The following is a 17,632-nucleotide window of genomic DNA, read 5'->3' on the forward strand; positions in this document are numbered from 1 at the left end:
TGACGCAAACCACGCAAAGTCCAAACATGACTGGACATACCCAAACGGGTAATGCCGCCAAAAATTTTGAAGAAAAGCAACAACGCCTTGCTGAAGGTAATGAGCAACCGGTGATGCTATCGGGTGCTGAGATGTTGGTGCAATCACTGACTGATGAAGGGGTCAAATATATTTTTGGCTACCCAGGCGGTGCCGTTCTTCATATCTATGATGCTTTGTTTCAGCAAGAAAATATTGAGCACATTCTCGTGCGCCACGAACAAGCTGCGGGTCATATGGCAGATGCTTATTCACGCGTGACGGGTAATACCGGTGTTGTTTTGGCAACATCAGGTCCTGGAGCAACCAATACCGTGACTGCTATCGCCACGGCATTTATGGACTCAGTACCGATGGTGGTAATCTCGGGTCAGGTGCCGAGTAGCCTAATCGGTGAAGATGCTTTCCAAGAAACGGATATGGTCGGCGTATCACGGCCTATCGTTAAACACAGTTTTCAAGTTCGCCATGCCAGCGAAATCCCTGCAATCGTCAAAAAAGCCTTCTCTATTGCCCAATCTGGACGCCCAGGCCCTGTGGTTATCGATATACCAAAAGATATGACTGCGCCAAGCGAAAAATTCGCTTATGAGTATCCTGAAGAGGTGTTTATACGCTCATATCAGCCGTCATTAAAAGGTCATAGCGGTCAAATTAAAAAAGCGGTGGAGACTTTATTGGCCGCTCAACGTCCTGTGATCTACGCTGGTGGCGGTGTGATTTGGAGTAAGGCGCATGAAGAGCTTACTGAGCTTGCCCATCGCTTGAACTTGCCAGTGACCAACACCCTAATGGGATTAGGTACCTTCCCTGGTTCTGATGGCCAGTTCTTGGGTATGCTCGGTATGCATGGCACCTATGAAGCCAATATGAGTATGCACCATGCCGACGTTATTTTGGCAGTCGGTGCGCGTTTTGATGACCGCGTGACCAATAACGTCAAAAAATTCTGTCCTAATGCGACCATTATCCATATCGATATTGACCCTACCTCTATCTCAAAAACTGTTTTTGCCCATATTCCTATCGTAGGCGATGTGAAGTCAGTATTGACAGACATGTTAGATATTATCAGTACCGATAAAGCGCTCGATCAACATGCACTGCTTGATTGGTGGTCGCAGATTGAAGAGTGGCGTAAGCGTCATGGCCTGCGTTATGATACCAGTACCGACAATGGCATCAAGCCACAAGCGGTCGTACAAGCCTTAGATAAAGTGACTAATAGTAATGCTATCATCACCAGCGACGTCGGTCAGCATCAGATGTTTGCCGCTCTTTATTATACTTATAATGAGCCGGGTCAATGGTTGAACTCAGGTGGTTTGGGCACTATGGGTGTTGGCTTGCCGTATGCAATGGCAGCAAAACTTGCCAATCCTGAGCGCGATGTGGTTTGTATTACCGGTGAAGGCTCTATTCAGATGAATATTCAAGAGCTGTCAACGTGCTTGCAATATAATTTGCCTGTCAAGATTTTGAACCTCAACAACGCGCAGTTGGGTATGGTCAAGCAGTGGCAAGATATGCTGTATGAAGGTCGTCATGCCCAGTCTTATATGAATTCTTTACCAGACTTTGTAAAATTGGCCGAAAGCTATGGTCATGTTGGCATCAAGATTACTGATCCTGCAACCATGGAAGCACAGTTGGCTGAAGCCATGGCGATGAAAGATAAGCTAGTATTTATCGATGTTTATGTCGATCGTAACGAGCATGTGTATCCAATGCAAATCGCTGGACAAGCAATGCGTGATATGTGGTTAACAAAAGGGGAGCGTACCTAATGCAACAACAACATCTGATTTCGGTATTGATGGAAAACGAAGCGGGTTCGTTGTCGCGGCTAGTCGGCTTGTTCTCACAGCGTGGCTACAATATCGAAACCTTAAACGTCGCACCTACCGATGATCCAAGCATTTCACGTTTGACGGTAACCACCATTACCTCGCCTGAAAGGATTGAGCAAATCACCAAGCAATTGCATAAATTGATTGAAGTGGTTAAAGTGCTAAACCTAACAGAGAACGTACACGTCGAGCGTGAACTGATGCTTATAAAAGTACGGGCTACCGGTGGCGTACGTGAAGAGATTAAACGTAGTGCAGATATTTTCCGTGCACAAATCGTTGACGTAAATTCTAATTTATATACCATCCAAATCGTTGGTGACAAAGCCAAGCTTGATGGATTTATCGATGTGATTGGTCGTGAACGTATTATGGAAGTAGTACGCTCAGGCGTGATTGGTATCGCCCGCGGTGATAAAACGCTAAGCTTATAACAGCGTTCATTACACAGTTATTTGTATATCAAGTATTTGCACATATTGTATTCAAAACTATTTATTCAAAACTTAACATAGCGCTTATTTTGCCAGTCACTTTAGTACAGTGACTGTAATCTGAGTGTTTATTTATCCATGGCACGCCATGATTCAGGAAAAGGACTCTATTTATGAACGTTTTTTATGATAAAGATTGTGATCTATCAATTATCCAAGGCAAAAAAGTTGCTATTATCGGTTATGGTTCACAAGGCCATGCGCACGCGCTGAACCTACAAGATTCAGACGTCGACGTCACCGTTGGTCTACGTGCCAACTCAGGCTCATGGAAGAAAGCTGAAAACGCTGGTCTAAAAGTTGCTGAAGTAGAAGAAGCGGTAAAAGCCGCTGATGTCATCATGATTTTAACGCCTGATGAGTTCCAAAAAGAGCTTTATAGTGACGTGATTGAGCCGAATATCAAGCAAGGTGCTACCTTGGCTTTCGCTCATGGTTTTGCCATTCACTACAACCAAGTAGAGCCGCGTAGCGACCTTGACGTCATCATGGTTGCCCCAAAAGCACCGGGTCACACGGTTCGCTCAGAGTTCACTAAAGGCGGTGGTATTCCAGATTTGATCGCCATCTATCAAGATGCATCAGGTCAAGCCAAGCAATTGGCGCTATCGTATGCGGCTGGTGTTGGTGGTGGTCGTTCAGGTATTATCGAAACTACCTTTAAAGATGAAACAGAAACGGATCTATTTGGTGAGCAAGCAGTTCTTTGTGGCGGCGCAGTAGAGCTGGTAAAAATGGGCTTTGAGACGCTAACAGAAGCAGGCTATGCCCCAGAAATGGCTTACTTTGAGTGCCTACATGAGCTAAAGCTTATTGTTGACTTGATGTATGAAGGCGGTATCGCTGACATGAACTACTCAATCAGTAACAACGCTGAGTACGGCGAATATGTGACTGGTCCTGAGGTCATCAACGAGCAGTCACGCGAAGCCATGCGCAATGCCCTAAAACGTATTCAATCTGGTGAGTACGCGAAGATGTTCATCTCTGAAGGCGCAACCAACTATCCATCAATGACGGCGCGTCGTCGTAACAACGCTGAGCATGACATCGAACTGACTGGTGCCAAGCTACGTGGCATGATGCCTTGGATTGGTGGTAACAAAATCATCGATAAAGACAAAAACTAAGTCGATATTGAACCATATAAACTTAGTTAGTCCAAAAAAATCCCGCGTTATCATACGATAGCGTGGGATTTTTCATGGACGATATTTGATAAGTGTTTTCGTCATTGGCTGTCTATTCGGGTTGAAAATCAATAATAGCTACCCAATATAGGCAGGCGTCATTGTATTCATTAACGGTTTACGCAAAAAAGCAGTTGGCGTTATTCTCGCGTATTGTTAAACCATCAGTACAAATGATGCTCCCATCTTCTTTTTTTAGATTACAGGTTGTGTGTTGTGCAAATATCTTATCCTGACTGGCTAACGCCGCAATTCGTGTATATTACTCTTAGCGCTGTGGTGGCCGTTTTAATATGGATAGAAGGGGAGATGCTCAAAAAAACCGATGGCAAACTACCCCAATCTAAATTCTTCAAAGTCAGCTCTCTTCTAGATACGCTCTGGTTCTTTATTTCTGTCGTCATGTTATATGTGCTTGACCTGACACCGCTGGCGGTCACAGTACCTGCTGCCTATGGTATTTACACCACTTTTGGTTGGATATATGGCACGCGACTGTTAAAACGCAAAGGTATTCCAGACTCTCCTAAAGATTTGGTGATACCCCCTAAATATATTGCCTATAGCCAGTCATTTTCGTTGATATTTTTTGCGCTGTGTTTATTGGTATTAAGTGCACCGTGGTTACCAATCGCTCAATAAGCAGTTTGTAAGTAATAGCTAATTAGAGTTATTTAGTAGCATTGTTTATTAGCTAGACCCTTCTCTTTATATTTAGAAAAAATCTAAGCTGATAAAAACATCTTTTATATCAATGTATTGACGGCTTATTTGTTTACTTTGTCCACTTATAAAAATACTTTTAACTGTTTACAAAAATCATCAATTTACCCTGTTGCACTTATCAAAAGCTGCTATAATCAGCTTGTACCCGAAAGATTTAGGTCAAAATATTAAGGATTCCGCAAGGTAATTTAACAATTTTGATTGTTGCTTTTAGCAGAAGTTTATTTGGGTATATATCAATTAATCGGTGATGACACACGTCTCGCCAACAGTTAAAGAGTTAGGAAAATTTATGTCAGATAAAGTTGAAGGCACTGTAAAGTGGTTTAATGAAGCTAAAGGTTTTGGTTTTATCGCTCAAGACAATGGCGGACAAGACGTATTTGCTCACTACAGCGCTATCCAAGGTAACGGTTTCAAAACCCTAGCCGAAGGCCAAAAAGTGTCTTTCATCTTAGGTGATGGCAAAAAAGGCCCACAAGCTGAGCAAATCGAAGCTATCTAATCTCACTTAATATTAAGGAAGCTGATTTTTCAGTTAACTTAATAATAGTCAGATTATTAATACGCATTGATTACTTTGTTTGTTAAAACAATAAAAATACTGTTTCGACTTTAAAAAAAAGCAACCTCTCATCAGGTTGCTTTTTTTATGCCCTTTCATCTTTCGTTGAGAGAAGGAAGCATATAATACTATTCACAAAAATTAGAGTGGCAAGGAAAACGAGTGTAAGTACTACGCTTTGTAGACTAAACGAGTTTGACGCAGCTAATCTTACTTTTTGGGTTTGGTATAAGTTTATTCATTCAATAAAGACGTAGCAAAGTAAGGTCACTTTATGCAGTGGGAGACATGGTTTTCGATTGATTCGCAGCAAGTGCTAGGGATTTCTTTATCTGCCATAGGGTTTTATCTGGGTTTGATGGTGTTCACACGCCTGATGGGGTTGCGCAGCTTCTCTAAGCTCTCAAGTCATGACTTTGCGATGACTGTCGGTATTGGTAGCATACTGGCTTCCACGGTACTGTCAGATACCCCTTCCTTATCTCAAGGTTTATTTGCTGTTGCTGTGCTGTTTGTGATTCAGGGTGTTATTTCGATTATTAGACGTAAAGTTAAGCCATTTAAGTCTTTGATAGACAATCAGGCCATAATACTGATGGCACACGGTGAGTATCTTTGGGATAATTTAAAAGAGGCTAATTTGAGTACCAGTGATGTGCAAGAAGTGCTGCGCAAGAACGGTATCAAATCTAAAGCTGAAGTGTTTGCCGTAATTATGGAAACCACTGGTGATATGAGCGTTCTAAAAAGTGACGGCGTAACGCCAGACTGGTCTTTATTCGATGATATACGGGATAGCGAGCTGCTGATTACGCCCAATAACAGCGCATCATAGTATTATAATATGGCTCAAACACTTTACTTAAATATACTCAAAGAGATAAATAATAACAAGGTATTAAGTGCGCAAAGGGCTAAGCGTGCTATAAAAGAGTAGAAGGTCAGTAATAATAGTAAGCGTAAAGTGCAAAATTGCGCGCTTATAAACTATTTATTATGGAATGGTGACAAATTTATGACGCATTATTCACGGCGTTGTCTTGACCTTATGTCTGTGCTCACGCAAGATATATGGGTCTGATAATAACGGTTGGCTTAGCTTTAGCAGGTAGTATTAATAGAGCATATAATATCACTATGTTTTTGGTGTTATTTTATTTTGCTTGATATTAACGATTTTCTGCTGCTGCAGTAACAACCCTAAGTAGCATTTTGAACGACAATTTGAACCACAACTTGAGAAACAATAAACCTTTGGTTCTTAATCGATAATTTCTTAACTGACAATTTTTAATTCATAACATTAATAAACGAGGAACGTATGAAAGCATTAGTAGCGGTCAAGCGTGTCATTGATTACAACGTAAAAGTTCGTGTAAAAGCTGATAACTCTGGCGTAGACTTATCTAACACTAAAATGTCAATCAACCCTTTTGATGAGATCGCCGTAGAAGAAGCGGTTCGTCTAAAAGAGGCGGGCGTGATTGATGAAATCATCGTCGCATCAATTGGTCCAAAAGAGTCGCAAGAACAAATTCGTGCGGCGTTAGCATTGGGCGCTGATCGCGGTGTATTAGTATTGACTGACGATAAGCCTTATCCATTACAAGTCGCTAAAATACTTAAGAATGTCGCTGAAGCTGAGTCTACCGATATTATCTTATTAGGTAAGCAAGCGATTGATGACGATAATAACCAAACCGGTCAAATGCTAGCAGCATTGATGGGTATCGGTCAGGGCACGTTTGCATCAGAAGTGAAAGTTGAAGGCGATAAAGTCAATGTGACTCGCGAAATCGATGGCGGCTTACAAACTGTTGCCCTTGATTTACCAGCGGTTATCACGACTGATTTACGTCTGAATGAGCCACGTTATGCTAAATTGCCTAACATCATGAAAGCGAAGAAGAAACCGCTTGATGAAAAAACGCCAGCTGATTTTGGTGTTGATATGGCCTCTAAGCAAGAGATTATTAAAGTTATGCCACCTGCTGAACGCAAAGCTGGTATTACAGTAGGTTCAGTGGACGAGTTGGTTGATAAGCTAAAGAACGAAGCAAAAGTAATCTAATACTTCGCTATGGCATATCATGTACAAGGTTATATATCTCAGTCGGTTGATTCAATGTTGGCTGAAAAATTGACCTTGTACACAAACAACCGCATGAATAGATAATACGAACAAATAAAGGATTAAAACAATGGCAATTTTGGTATATGCAGAACACGACAATGCCAGTCTAAAAAAGGCAACTTTGAACACCATCGCTGCTGCGAAACAAATGGGTGATGACGTCCATGTGTTAGTCGCTGGTAGTGGTAACCAAGCAGTCGCTGATGAAGCAGCAAAAGCGGAAGGCGTGAGCAAAGTACTGTTAGCAGACAATGCTGCTTATGAGCATCAGTTGGCAGGCAACGTGGCATTATTGGTCGCTGATATTGCGGGTGACTATAGCCATATCATCGCTGCCGCAACGACCACTGGTAAAAACTTTATGCCACGTGTCGCCGCTTTGCTTGATGTCAGTATGCTGTCAGAAATCTCTGCTGTAGTAGACACTCAAACGTTTGAGCGTCCTATCTATGCGGGTAATGCGACCGCAACGGTAAAAACATCAGAAGATAAAGTGGTACTAACCGTACGTACTACTGCTTTTGATCCAGTAGCAAGCGAGGGTGGTTCAGCCACTGTCGAAACAATCGACAATGTGCAAGAGCTTGGCAAATCAAGCTTTGTTAATGAAGAGATGGCCAAATCTGACCGTCCTGAATTAACCTCAGCGTCAATCGTTATATCTGGTGGCCGCGCTTTAGCAAACGGTGAGAACTTTACTAAATATATCGATCCACTAGCTGATAAATTGGGTGCAGCAGTTGGTGCATCACGCGCGGCAGTGGATGCTGGCTATGTGCCAAACGATATGCAAGTCGGACAAACAGGTAAGATCGTAGCGCCAGATTTGTATATCGCTGCTGGTATCTCAGGTGCCATTCAGCATTTAGCGGGCATGAAAGATTCTAAAGTCATCGTTGCTATCAACAATGACCCAGAAGCACCAATCGCTAGTGTTGCGGATTACTTCTTAGAAGCTGATTTGTTTGAAGCGCTGCCTGAGCTAACCAGCAAGGTTTAATTGCTTTTATTAAAATGAAATAGAAAAAGCCCGCTATTGTTGATAGCGGGCTTTTTTATATAAAAATAGTGCTGATTTAGTTGGCGGTATTAGCTATATAGTTAAAATACTTTAAAAACGCTACGATACTGCGGGTATAGTTTTTTTGCAGCCTCTGTCTGCATAGGCACAACAAGCAAGAAAAAACGGTACCTGCAGTACATGATGTAGCGATATTACTTCTCACTGACTATAGCTTCTTTGGCGTAGCGTCTCATATAAGCATAGCGAGCCTGCAATCGCGACATTAAGGCTTTCTTGACCATTTGGTTGTGGCAGGGCGATAGGGGTAGCGCATTGCATTAGCTCGTCACAAACTCCTTGACCTTCATGACCCATAATCCAAGCGACTGGCTGCTTCAGATCATGCTGATAAATGACCGTATCGGTATGTGAGCTGGTCGCAAATAGCGGCGTTTGCACATGGTTTAAAATATCTTGTACCTCTAAACCTTCATATATAGTTAACGCAAACTGCGCTCCCATGCCCGCACGCAATGTCTTCGGTGACCAAGCTTGCGCCGTGGCACTGGTACAAAGTATGTTTTGGATACCAACGGCTGCGGCGGTACGTAATAGCGTACCGACATTGCCACTGTCTTGCACATCATTGAGAATCAGGCAGTCATTATTTATCATTGATAAACTAGGCGTTGGCACCTTAAGGATTGCCATGATATCAATACCAGTTCCCAAACTACGGATGCTTGCATAAAGCGCGTCGGTCAAAATCAAAATCGGTGTATAAGTTGGCAGGCGAGATAAGATTTGCTGAACTTCGGGATGCTGCTGAGCTGCCTCTGCAAGCAGTATCTGCACGAACGGATAATCACTACGTAGCGCTGCATCGATAAGATGGACGCCCTCGATTACCGTTTGTTCGTGTTTTTTGCGCTGGCGGGCTTGCGTCAATAGTGCTTTGACTAGCTTGACCGTTGTATTCTTATCTGAGGTAATAAGCTCGGTGGGATTTGCTACCATAATGGATCGCTTAGAGAAAAATATTAAGAGTTTAAATGACCCACATAAAGCTTATTATATACTTGGCGTTGTGCGGGTCATTATCACAGTAGATAGGAGGGTTTATTTTTCAGCGTGAGCTAAATGTAGTTTTTTAACATAATCGACTTCGTTTCTGCTACCCAGCACCACAGGCACACGTTGATGAATATCGGTTGGCTCTATATCTAAGATACGATTGACCGCATCCGTTGCGCCGCCGCTCGCGCGCTCGATGAGTAAACTCATGGGGTTGGCTTCATACATCAGGCGAAGCTTGCCCGCTTTATTGGCATACTTGGTATCAAACGGATAAGTGAAGAGGCCACCGCGACATAAAATGCGATGCACGTCACCGACCATTGCAGCTACCCAGCGAGTATTGAAGTCTCGACCACGCACCCCTGTCTCGCCTGCGATGAGCTCGTCGATATACTGTTGCATTGGCGCGCGCCAGTAGCGATAATTTGAGGCATTGATGGCATATTCGCTGGTATCGGCGTCGATTTGCACATTGTCTTTTATCAGCACATACTCGTTCGTATCTGGGTCTAAGCTGAACATAACCACGCTATCAGTGATGGTCAGTGCTAGTACGGTAGAGGTGCCGTATAATAAATAGCCCGCTGCTTGTTGTTGATTGCCCGCCTGTAAAAAATCACTGTTTTCACTAACTTGACCTTGGCGCTGATACGGTAGAATGGAGAAGATAGTGCCAACGGCCATGTTGATATCGATATTGGATGAGCCATCAAGGGGATCAAATAACACCAAGAGACTGCCATCAGCATTGGCTGGGGTCGCATTATCGAGTTCTTCTGAAGCAACACCTGCACAATGCGTATTGTTTGCTAAAGCCTCTAATAGTAAGTCATTAGACAGCACGTCTAGTTTTTTTTGGTCTTCACCTTGTACATTTTGATTGCCCGCTTCGCCAAGGATATCTGCTAGAGCCCCTTTTCTGAGTAGTTGTGAGATGGTTTTACCGACGTCAGTGACGGTCGTAATGACATCGTTGAGCGCAGGACTGGTTGCATGGCTATTTAGATAATTTGCTAAGGTCGTCATAGTGCTTCCTAATAAATGACATGGATAGATAAATGGTACTGAAAGTAGAGGAATAGGTAATAATCAGAGAAAAGGAGTAAAGAGCATTAAACCATCTTAAACGGGCAAATTTTTAAATAGCCTGTATGGCATCTTTGTCCTGACCATAAAATCAGCTACACTATCGCTATTATTATTCATTGATGTTTTAAAGGGCTGATTTTTGATGGTGGTGCTCAAAATGGATGGGTATTATCCAACAGGACTACCGAGTCTATTTGGCATGGGGTAAATTGTAGCAAATAAGCGCCAAAATGTCCTCGTATCTGTGCGCATCTGCTATAAATGCTCGAATAAAGATGAATAAATGATTAATATAGACTCATACAAACTTAAAATACAGACAGGTCATTATGTCAAAACCTATCGATAGCCGTTCAACAGATACAATCTCACCGACTGATTATACAAAACTTGATCCCAATGTTATTCATCAAAAGCTCGATACATCGTTAAGTCGTCCACAGCTCAATAATGATGGTACGATTCGTCATTTTCTGGGCGTAGAAGGCCTTAACAAAGCACAGCTGCAAGCGATTATTGCCAAAGCCGAGACATTTTTTGATGAGAATGGCCAGCTTATCAACCGCCCTGAACTTGAAGGCTACACGGTGATGAATTTGTTTTTTGAGCCGTCGACTCGTACGCGTACCACATTCGAAGTAGCAGAAAAGCGTTTGGGCGCCAATGTACTCAATATCGATATCGAACGCTCCAGTACCAAAAAAGGGGAGAGCTTGCGCGATACGTTATGGAATTTGCAAGCCATGACCGCAGATATTTTTGTGGTGCGGCATTCCGCATCAGGCGCGGCTCATTTTATGGCAACAGAAGTTACCCCTGACATTGCTATTATTAATGGCGGTGATGGCTGGCACGCACATCCGACTCAGGGTATGCTGGATATGCTGACCATTCACCGTGAAGCACCGCGTCCTTTTGAGGAGTTATCGGTAGCTATCATTGGCGATATCAAGCACTCTCGGGTAGCTCGTTCTGATATCAGTGCGCTGCAAACATTAGGGGTTAAAGACATTCGTGTCTGTGCGCCGCGCACGTTATTACCTAAAGGTATTGAGCGCTTTGGTGTGCAAGTTTATGAAAATATGAATGAATGTGTGACTGACTGTGATGTCATTATGGGGTTAAGAATACAAAACGAGCGTATCGGCTCACCACTATTGGCATCATCGAGTGAATATTATAAACACTATGGCATTACGCCAGAGCGCGTGGCATTGGCGAAGCCTGATGCGCTAATTATGCATCCAGGGCCGATGAACCGTGGGGTTGAGATTGCCTCCAGCGTTGCCGATGGCACCCAATCTGTGATTTTAAAACAAGTAAATAACGGCATTGCTATTCGTATGGCGGTGCTGGCACTGGCAATGGAAGGTCAACGCGCGCATCAAGCAGCTGGTCATTAATAGCTGAGCTAATATTTTGCTAGCCTACTTCATTCTTATTTATCCCATTTTATTAATACGGTAACAACGCTCATGACCACTCTGATAAACACTGACGCCACGCTACTTAACTGCCTACCAAAAATATTTCAAAATGCATTGCCAAGTACAGTAACTGACAAACTGGCTAATCTCGAAGCAGGGCGAGAGAGGTGGTTGCTGCCCCCATTGATTGACTTGTGCGCCCGCTTGCGTGAACCGGGACAACAGCAGCATGGTACGTTGGAGTCAGAAGGGCGTGCTGCTCGTGCCAATGGCTTTTTGCATGTGGTGACGCCACCTGACACCAATCCTATCTTGGAAAATGGCTCATTATTAAAAGGCTTGCGTGAGCGCGCGCTTGATGATGGCGGTATTTATCTGCATATTTTAGGCGCATTGACTGCTGGGCTAGAAGGCGAGTGCCCATCTAATATTGCAGGGCTTAAAAAAGGCGGCTGTATCGCTGTCTCTAACGCTCGTAGACCTTTTAAGAATGATTTGGTACTCCTGCGCACACTAGAGTACGCCGCGACTTTTGGCATGAAAGTATTCTTTTATCCTGATGAGCCAAGTTTGTCTGGAGATGGGGTAGCGCACGAAGGCTATATTGCCTCCTATCATGGCTTGCAAGGTATTCCTTGGATTGCCGAAACGGTCGCTTTATCTACCCAGTTGTTAATGGTAGAAGAGACGGGTATCGCTGCTCATTTTAGTCAATTATCGTGCAAGTCTTCAATCGAGCTGATGCGCTGGGCCAAAGATAAAGGTTTGCCCGTGACTTGTGATGTGGCGATGCATCAGTTGTATTTGACCGATGACAACCTAGAAGGCTTTGATGCCCAAGCTTATGTGTTACCGCCACTACGTAGTAATACTGATCAGCAAGCGATTCGCCGTGGTCTAAAAGACGGCACTATCGATGCGATTTGCAGTCATCATGAGCCACTAAATAGCACGGCTAAAAAAGCACCGTTTGCTGAGAGTACTCCCGGTATCTCAAACTTTGATACCTTTATGGCGCTGGCGTGTCAGCTGGTGCAAGATGAGGTATTAACCTTAGAGCAGCTGGTTGATAAAATCTGCCTTAACCCTGCAAAAATCGCTGGTATTGACGAGCAATACGAAAGTATCGGTGGTGCAATATTGGTTGATCCCAACCTTGAATGGCAGGTGACCACCGAAACAATGCTGTCGAATGGCAAAAACACGCCGTTCTTTAACCAGCAACTACAGGGTCGCGTTGTGGAGACGTTCTTTGGCTAAATTGCCCAAACAGGATGACAGTCTGCCGTCAGATATGCAGGATAATAGTGCTGACATAAGCCAAAAAGACAAACTGCACAGTACTTCCAGTGAGTCTATCAAAGCGGTAGCAATCTATGAGGTGGTCAAAGGGCTAGGCGCGGTATTAGGGGCAGTGGCTTTGTGGTCGTGGCATGGCGATCTTGAGCACTGGATCGCTACTGCCACCGCCTCTTGGCAACAATACTTCAGTCAGCTGTTGGCAGCGCAAGTTGATAGCGCAGTACGCATCGCCCAGCAGGCAAGCAGAAACTGGCCAGTATTTTTATTATTAATATGCGCTTATGCCAGTCTACGCTTTCTTGAAGCCTATGGCTTGTGGCAAGATAAAACATGGGCCTATTGGTTTGGTGTGCTGGGTTATGGGGTGTTTATCCCTATCGAGCTCTATTATCTTTTTGCTAGCCCGTTTGACTGGTTTAAACTTGGAATACTGGTCTCGAACATTTTTATCGTCATTGTGGTTTATCGTAATATGAAACGGAAGGGTCTGATATAACGATTATTAAAAGAATTGAATATACATGAAAAAGCCAGCGTAAGAATACTATCTTATGCAGGCTTTTCTTTTAATAAAACGACTTGATTTAAACTATAATTAGGACACGCCCAAGTCCTAAATAAAAGAAATATAAATATTATGACGTACTGCTGCAATACATTTTTCTTGCTTGCGGTGCCTATGCAGACAAAGGCTACAAAAAATCTATTCTAGCAGCACTGTATCCTTTTTAAGATATATTAACTATAGCTTTGCTGTATTTTCATCAGTGCGAATACTTTTGGCCACTTTGCCAACGCTTAAACCTTGTACCAAGATAGAGAATATTACCACAGCATAAGTCAATGCCAATAAAATATCGCGCTCGGTGCCTATTGGTAATTGTAATACCAGGGCAACCGAGATGCCACCGCGTAATCCGCCCCATGTCAGCACTTTCCATGCGCCTGTTGGCAAATCAAGCTGGCGATGGAAGGTTTTGGTGGTCATACCGACGACAATAAATCGAGCGAGTAAGGCGATAACAATCGTTAAGCCAGCGGCGATAAATAAATTGCCTGAGTAAGCAATCATCACCACTTCTAGGCCGATTAATACAAATAAAATGGCGTTTAAGATTTCATCGATTAATTCCCAAAATAAATCAATATAGTGGCGAGTTTTATCGCTCATCGCCAGCTCCCGCCCGCGATTACCTACCATCAAGCCCATCATCACCATCGCCAGTGGACCTGATAAATGCCAATGGCTGGCCAGCGCATAACCACCTATCACGCCTGCTAGGGTTAAGAGTACCTCTTCTTGATAACTGTCGATACTTTTTAGCATGTAATATAAAATCGCACCGAGTACAAAACCAAAAACAATGCCGCCACCGGCTTCGACCGCTAGCGTATGCGCCACATAATTGGCAGTCGGGATATCACCACTCGATAAAATACCAAGTAAGATTACAAAAATAACCACACCGATACCATCGTTGAATAAAGACTCTCCGGCGATGACGGTTTCGATACTTTTTGGGGCACCTGCGGATGAGAGAATGCCCATCACAGCAATGGGGTCAGTCGGTGATATCAGAGCCCCAAACAATAAGCACCACAGAAATGGCAAACCAAAGCCGAACAATGGCAGCATAAAATAAATTGCGGTCGCGATAAGCAACGCAGAGACAATGGTGCCAATGCAGGCAAGAATACCTATGGGCAGCTGATAACGTTTTAGATCACCAATGTTGACGTGTAAAGCACCAGCAAACAGCAACATAGAAAGCATGCCGTCTAATAATACTTCAGTGAAATCAAGCTGCGCCAACAAGCTAACTTCATAATCAATAAGCTCATCGAACCCTAAAAAACCCAGAAATATGGCGCCAATAGACAATAAAATGGAGATAACCATTACGCCAATCGTGGTCGGTAGACCAATAAAACGATGGTTAATATAAGTCAGTAAGGCAGTGATAGATAAAAATATGGCGCTGATTTCGAGTATAGTCAGGCTGCTTGTAGGGGTCATGAAAAGGGTCTCAGGTGAGTATGGGAAATTGCTCTAAGCTTAGCGCTTATAGAGACTAAATAGGTTTGATTTTAGTTATTTTTTGGTCTTTATAAGATATACCTATATCAAATAATGGGTGTAATAGGGTTTATGTTTATTGGGTTTGTAATGCTTGAGCGATATGAGCGTCAAACTCACTAACGTAATTAAAATATCGATGCTGAGCGTCATTACTGAGAATAAATTTCTGTGCTTGTTGGCACATGGCTACTAAATCATCGACCAATTCTTGATAGCTTAGATTGTCTTCCCCAGCACGCTCAATCAGTTTTAATTCATGCAACAGCGTTTGCTGCTGTGCACTATTTATGTGGGCATAATTGAGATCGACTATTGCCTGACATAAAGCCTTTAACACCATCAAATCAGCCGCTGCATAACGACGTATTTCGCCAAGTGATGTGTTGAGAAAATCAGATATTTTAGGTGTGTGGGTGACCACGGCCAATATGGCCAGTCGCTGCTGTTTCGACTCAAGTTTGGGTGTAACATCATTATCTTGTGCTGGTATATAGAAATGATAGGGGCTGGGAGGCTGACGACGCATCATGATACTTAAGCAGCTGGTCAGTGACTGTACGCAGTTGACCGCTGTTTTTGGGTCATTAATACCAGGAGACAAGGCTCGCACGGCAATCTCAGTCATTTGTCCTAAGCTATAGGCAATATCATCAGAATGCGCCAATCGTTGCTCGATACGTATGCAGCCAGCAAAGCGCTGCCAAAACATGCCATCAGGTGCGCGTGGTATCACAGCTAAATGTGGCGTGGCTGTTTTTTGCTGATTGGTTGGATGAACTACTGGGCGCTGGTAAAAATAACCAATGACGTTTTTGTCCGTAACGTAGTTACCGAGGTTGATACGCATCTGCACCACACCGCCATAATCTTGTGTCAGTGTCGCCAGAGATTCGAGATAAATTTGCTGTAAGTAGCCTGATTTTGGGGGATAAATGGGCGTCGCAGGCCAATTCTGAAACTGCTCGATATCATGATGTTCAATATCACGTTGATGTTGAATATCGCAATGATCCTTATACCAGTAGTGAATGTTTTTGATAGCATCATTGCTGGCACCTTGAATCACATGTGATGCCTGTATGGCATGCACCATATGCTGTACAAAGTAGACCAGCAAAAGCGCACAGACAATGGCCATTATAATAGCAAAAGTCACTGCGAGCTGCGGTACACCGAAAGCGACGTCATATTTATGGATGGATTTTAAAACCAATAAACTATAGCTAAAAGTACCAATGAACGCGCCCAATACAAATTGGTTTGGGGTGTCGGTCAAAAAATTGCGCAATAATCGTGGGCCAAATTGTGAGGAGGCCATCGACAGTACAGCGATAGTAATAGAAAAGGTGGTACCAGCGACGCCGAGTACTGCGCCTGCAATCGAGGTCATAATGGCGCGGGCAGCCTCGTCATCACCCGTAAAAGCAAAGGTAATCTCTCTGACTGTTTCACGGTCAAAGTGTTGATCGATAGTGACCAATAAAGGCGCGAGCAATATACCGGCGATGACACAAGTTGTTGGAATAAACCAATAAGAACCAATGAGCTGCTGCCACAAATTCCTCAGACGGTCGGGCAGGTCTGTCAGTGTCTGTAGCGACCATAACTGAATAAACTGCTTCATTCCTTGCGCAATGACTGTAAATAGTCGTTTAATTAAGCCATTTTCAGGGGAATTATCCAACGTTATGTGCTCCAAAAATAACCTAAGTTTTATTATATGGTTCTATAGTTAAAATACTTTAAAAACGCTACGATACTGCGGGTATAGTTTTTTTGCAGCCTCTGTCTGCACAGGCACAGCAAGCAAGAAAAAACGGTACCTGCAGTACGTGATGTAGCGATATTACTTCTCACTGACTATAGTGAACTGATAATGAAAAGCATCGATGCGCTTTGACTAATAAAGCCCTTAATAGTAAATTACCTTAGCATATAATTTGCAGCGATTAAAAATTTAGCAAAAAATAAGCCCCTATTAATAGGGGCTTATTTATACAGTTGTTTTTTTATAGTAGATTGTCAGATAACTATTTTGCCAAGATTTTATTAAAATAGTAAGTAATCAAGCTTCCGCGACTATCTGTTAACTGACCAGATCCTCAATCCAAGTACTTATCGCGGTGCTTACTTTCTCTAGTACTGACGGCTCTTCTGTACTGTCCATACTTAATGACCGCGTTTGCAAATTATCCATCGTTACTGGTTCTTTTTGCAGACTATCCACAATTAAAGGTAGATTGTTACCAGCAGTTGCTAAGATAAAGCTTGGATTTTTAGTCAGCGTCGTCCATTTCTGATTCCAACCACCGTTACAGTTGTAAGTAATCAAGCTTCCGCGGTTATTGACTAAATGACCCGTTCGCAAATCAAAGCATTTGCCGCCTTGTTTTATTTGGTCGGCACCGTGCATCTCCCAAACTTGCGCTGGTGAGTCCATACTACAAGCACCCAAAACCACCCAAGCGCTCTGCTGCGTTAAGCACTGATCCAATGCCATTTTACTATGGATTTTACCTTTAACATCATAAACCCACTGTTCAGAGTCATCACCAGTACAACCACTTGGACCGCTAATAAAGCTATTTAGCTTGCCATCTTCTAGGGCGTGTCATCAATTAGCAGAGATATTTTAAAATAAGCTATACTAATTCTA

16 protein-coding genes are annotated in these 17,632 nt (G+C 43.1%); 11 read left to right on the forward strand and 5 right to left on the reverse strand.

The features are described 5' to 3' along the window. Positions 1-113 precede the first annotated feature (113 nt). The 8 genes from EI161_RS01505 (at position 114) to EI161_RS01540 (ending at position 7,998) form a co-directional block, all read left to right on the forward strand. Complete coding sequence (locus tag EI161_RS01505) at positions 114-1,826, forward strand: acetolactate synthase 3 large subunit (protein ID WP_225735175.1); 1,713 nt, start codon at positions 114-116, stop codon at positions 1,824-1,826. Further along, positions 1,826-2,323, forward strand: coding sequence for an acetolactate synthase small subunit (gene ilvN / locus EI161_RS01510; protein ID WP_192523681.1), 498 nt, complete (start codon positions 1,826-1,828; stop codon positions 2,321-2,323). Before EI161_RS01505 ends, ilvN begins: the two co-directional genes overlap by 1 nt. Positions 2,324-2,496: 173 nt before the next feature. Further along, the gene (ilvC, locus tag EI161_RS01515) at positions 2,497-3,513 is read left to right on the forward strand and encodes a ketol-acid reductoisomerase (protein ID WP_192523682.1); all 1,017 of its coding nucleotides are present in this window, start codon (positions 2,497-2,499) and stop codon (positions 3,511-3,513) included. A 276-nt stretch (positions 3,514-3,789) separates the two neighbouring features. Continuing rightward, positions 3,790-4,215 carry a hypothetical protein gene (locus EI161_RS01520; RefSeq protein WP_192523683.1) on the forward strand — a complete coding sequence of 142 codons (426 nt, stop codon included), beginning with the start codon at positions 3,790-3,792 and terminating at the stop codon, positions 4,213-4,215. A 376-nt stretch (positions 4,216-4,591) separates the two neighbouring features. After that, positions 4,592-4,804: a cold-shock protein gene (locus tag EI161_RS01525; RefSeq protein WP_057758834.1), complete on the forward strand. Its 213-nt coding sequence runs from the start codon at positions 4,592-4,594 to the stop codon at positions 4,802-4,804. 334 nt (positions 4,805-5,138) lie between these two features. Next, complete coding sequence (locus tag EI161_RS01530; RefSeq protein WP_192523684.1) at positions 5,139-5,699, forward strand: DUF421 domain-containing protein; 561 nt, start codon at positions 5,139-5,141, stop codon at positions 5,697-5,699. A gap of 486 nt (positions 5,700-6,185) precedes the next feature. Continuing rightward, on the forward strand, positions 6,186-6,935 hold the full coding sequence (locus EI161_RS01535; protein WP_192523685.1) for an electron transfer flavoprotein subunit beta/FixA family protein: 750 nt from the start codon (positions 6,186-6,188) through the stop codon (positions 6,933-6,935). Positions 6,936-7,065: 130 nt separating this feature from the next. Continuing rightward, on the forward strand, positions 7,066-7,998 hold the full coding sequence (locus EI161_RS01540) for an electron transfer flavoprotein subunit alpha/FixB family protein (protein ID WP_192523686.1): 933 nt from the start codon (positions 7,066-7,068) through the stop codon (positions 7,996-7,998). A 222-nt stretch (positions 7,999-8,220) separates the two neighbouring features. Here EI161_RS01540 and EI161_RS01545 read toward each other — a convergent pair whose 3' ends face one another. After that, positions 8,221-9,018, reverse strand: coding sequence for a TrmH family RNA methyltransferase (locus tag EI161_RS01545; RefSeq protein WP_192523687.1), 798 nt, complete (start codon positions 9,016-9,018; stop codon positions 8,221-8,223). A gap of 102 nt (positions 9,019-9,120) precedes the next feature. After that, the gene (locus tag EI161_RS01550; RefSeq protein ID WP_192528824.1) at positions 9,121-10,104 is read right to left on the reverse strand and encodes a class 1 fructose-bisphosphatase; all 984 of its coding nucleotides are present in this window, start codon (positions 10,102-10,104) and stop codon (positions 9,121-9,123) included. 392 nt (positions 10,105-10,496) lie between these two features. Here EI161_RS01550 and EI161_RS01555 point away from each other — a divergent pair, with 392 nt between their 5' ends. The 3 genes from EI161_RS01555 to EI161_RS01565 all read left to right on the forward strand — a co-directional run bounded on the left by EI161_RS01555 (position 10,497) and on the right by EI161_RS01565 (position 13,392). Further along, entirely contained in the window at positions 10,497-11,570 is a 1,074-nt protein-coding gene (locus tag EI161_RS01555; RefSeq protein WP_192528825.1) for an aspartate carbamoyltransferase catalytic subunit, read from the forward strand. A gap of 72 nt (positions 11,571-11,642) precedes the next feature. Further along, the gene (locus EI161_RS01560) at positions 11,643-12,854 is read left to right on the forward strand and encodes a dihydroorotase (protein WP_192528826.1); all 1,212 of its coding nucleotides are present in this window, start codon (positions 11,643-11,645) and stop codon (positions 12,852-12,854) included. Positions 12,855-12,888: 34 nt separating this feature from the next. Next, entirely contained in the window at positions 12,889-13,392 is a 504-nt protein-coding gene (locus tag EI161_RS01565; protein ID WP_413038492.1) for a DUF2127 domain-containing protein, read from the forward strand. A 246-nt stretch (positions 13,393-13,638) separates the two neighbouring features. Here EI161_RS01565 and EI161_RS01570 read toward each other — a convergent pair whose 3' ends face one another. The 3 genes from EI161_RS01570 to EI161_RS01580 all read right to left on the reverse strand — a co-directional run bounded on the left by EI161_RS01570 (position 13,639) and on the right by EI161_RS01580 (position 17,554). After that, positions 13,639-14,913 (reverse strand): cation:proton antiporter, encoded by a 1,275-nt coding sequence (locus EI161_RS01570; RefSeq protein ID WP_192528828.1) that lies wholly within the window; start codon positions 14,911-14,913, stop codon positions 13,639-13,641. Between the two features lie 136 nt (positions 14,914-15,049). Continuing rightward, complete coding sequence (locus EI161_RS01575; RefSeq protein ID WP_225735174.1) at positions 15,050-16,660, reverse strand: DUF2254 domain-containing protein; 1,611 nt, start codon at positions 16,658-16,660, stop codon at positions 15,050-15,052. A 402-nt stretch (positions 16,661-17,062) separates the two neighbouring features. Next, the gene (locus EI161_RS01580) at positions 17,063-17,554 is read right to left on the reverse strand and encodes an RICIN domain-containing protein (RefSeq protein ID WP_318779355.1); all 492 of its coding nucleotides are present in this window, start codon (positions 17,552-17,554) and stop codon (positions 17,063-17,065) included. Between the last annotated feature and the right edge of the window lie 78 nt (positions 17,555-17,632).

Source organism: Psychrobacter sp. FME5, assembly GCF_014861375.1.
Lineage (GTDB): Bacteria > Pseudomonadota > Gammaproteobacteria > Pseudomonadales > Moraxellaceae > Psychrobacter.

Bases quoted from the DNA above. Each gene is read 5' to 3' on its own strand.
- EI161_RS01550 (WP_192528824.1), bottom strand. From the start codon at position 10,104: ATGACGACCTTAGCAAATTATCTAAATAGCCATGCAACCAGTCCTGCG.
- ilvN (WP_192523681.1), top strand. From the start codon at position 1,826: ATGCAACAACAACATCTGATTTCGGTATTGATGGAAAACGAAGCGGGT.
- EI161_RS01540 (WP_192523686.1), top strand. From the start codon at position 7,066: ATGGCAATTTTGGTATATGCAGAACACGACAATGCCAGTCTAAAAAAG.
- ilvC (WP_192523682.1), top strand. From the start codon at position 2,497: ATGAACGTTTTTTATGATAAAGATTGTGATCTATCAATTATCCAAGGC.
- EI161_RS01535 (WP_192523685.1), top strand. From the start codon at position 6,186: ATGAAAGCATTAGTAGCGGTCAAGCGTGTCATTGATTACAACGTAAAA.
- EI161_RS01530 (WP_192523684.1), top strand. From the start codon at position 5,139: ATGCAGTGGGAGACATGGTTTTCGATTGATTCGCAGCAAGTGCTAGGG.
- EI161_RS01565 (WP_413038492.1), top strand. From the start codon at position 12,889: ATGCAGGATAATAGTGCTGACATAAGCCAAAAAGACAAACTGCACAGT.
- EI161_RS01555 (WP_192528825.1), top strand. From the start codon at position 10,497: ATGTCAAAACCTATCGATAGCCGTTCAACAGATACAATCTCACCGACT.
- EI161_RS01525 (WP_057758834.1), top strand. From the start codon at position 4,592: ATGTCAGATAAAGTTGAAGGCACTGTAAAGTGGTTTAATGAAGCTAAA.
- EI161_RS01560 (WP_192528826.1), top strand. From the start codon at position 11,643: ATGACCACTCTGATAAACACTGACGCCACGCTACTTAACTGCCTACCA.
- EI161_RS01505 (WP_225735175.1), top strand. From the start codon at position 114: ATGCTATCGGGTGCTGAGATGTTGGTGCAATCACTGACTGATGAAGGG.
- EI161_RS01570 (WP_192528828.1), bottom strand. From the start codon at position 14,913: ATGACCCCTACAAGCAGCCTGACTATACTCGAAATCAGCGCCATATTT.
- EI161_RS01545 (WP_192523687.1), bottom strand. From the start codon at position 9,018: ATGGTAGCAAATCCCACCGAGCTTATTACCTCAGATAAGAATACAACG.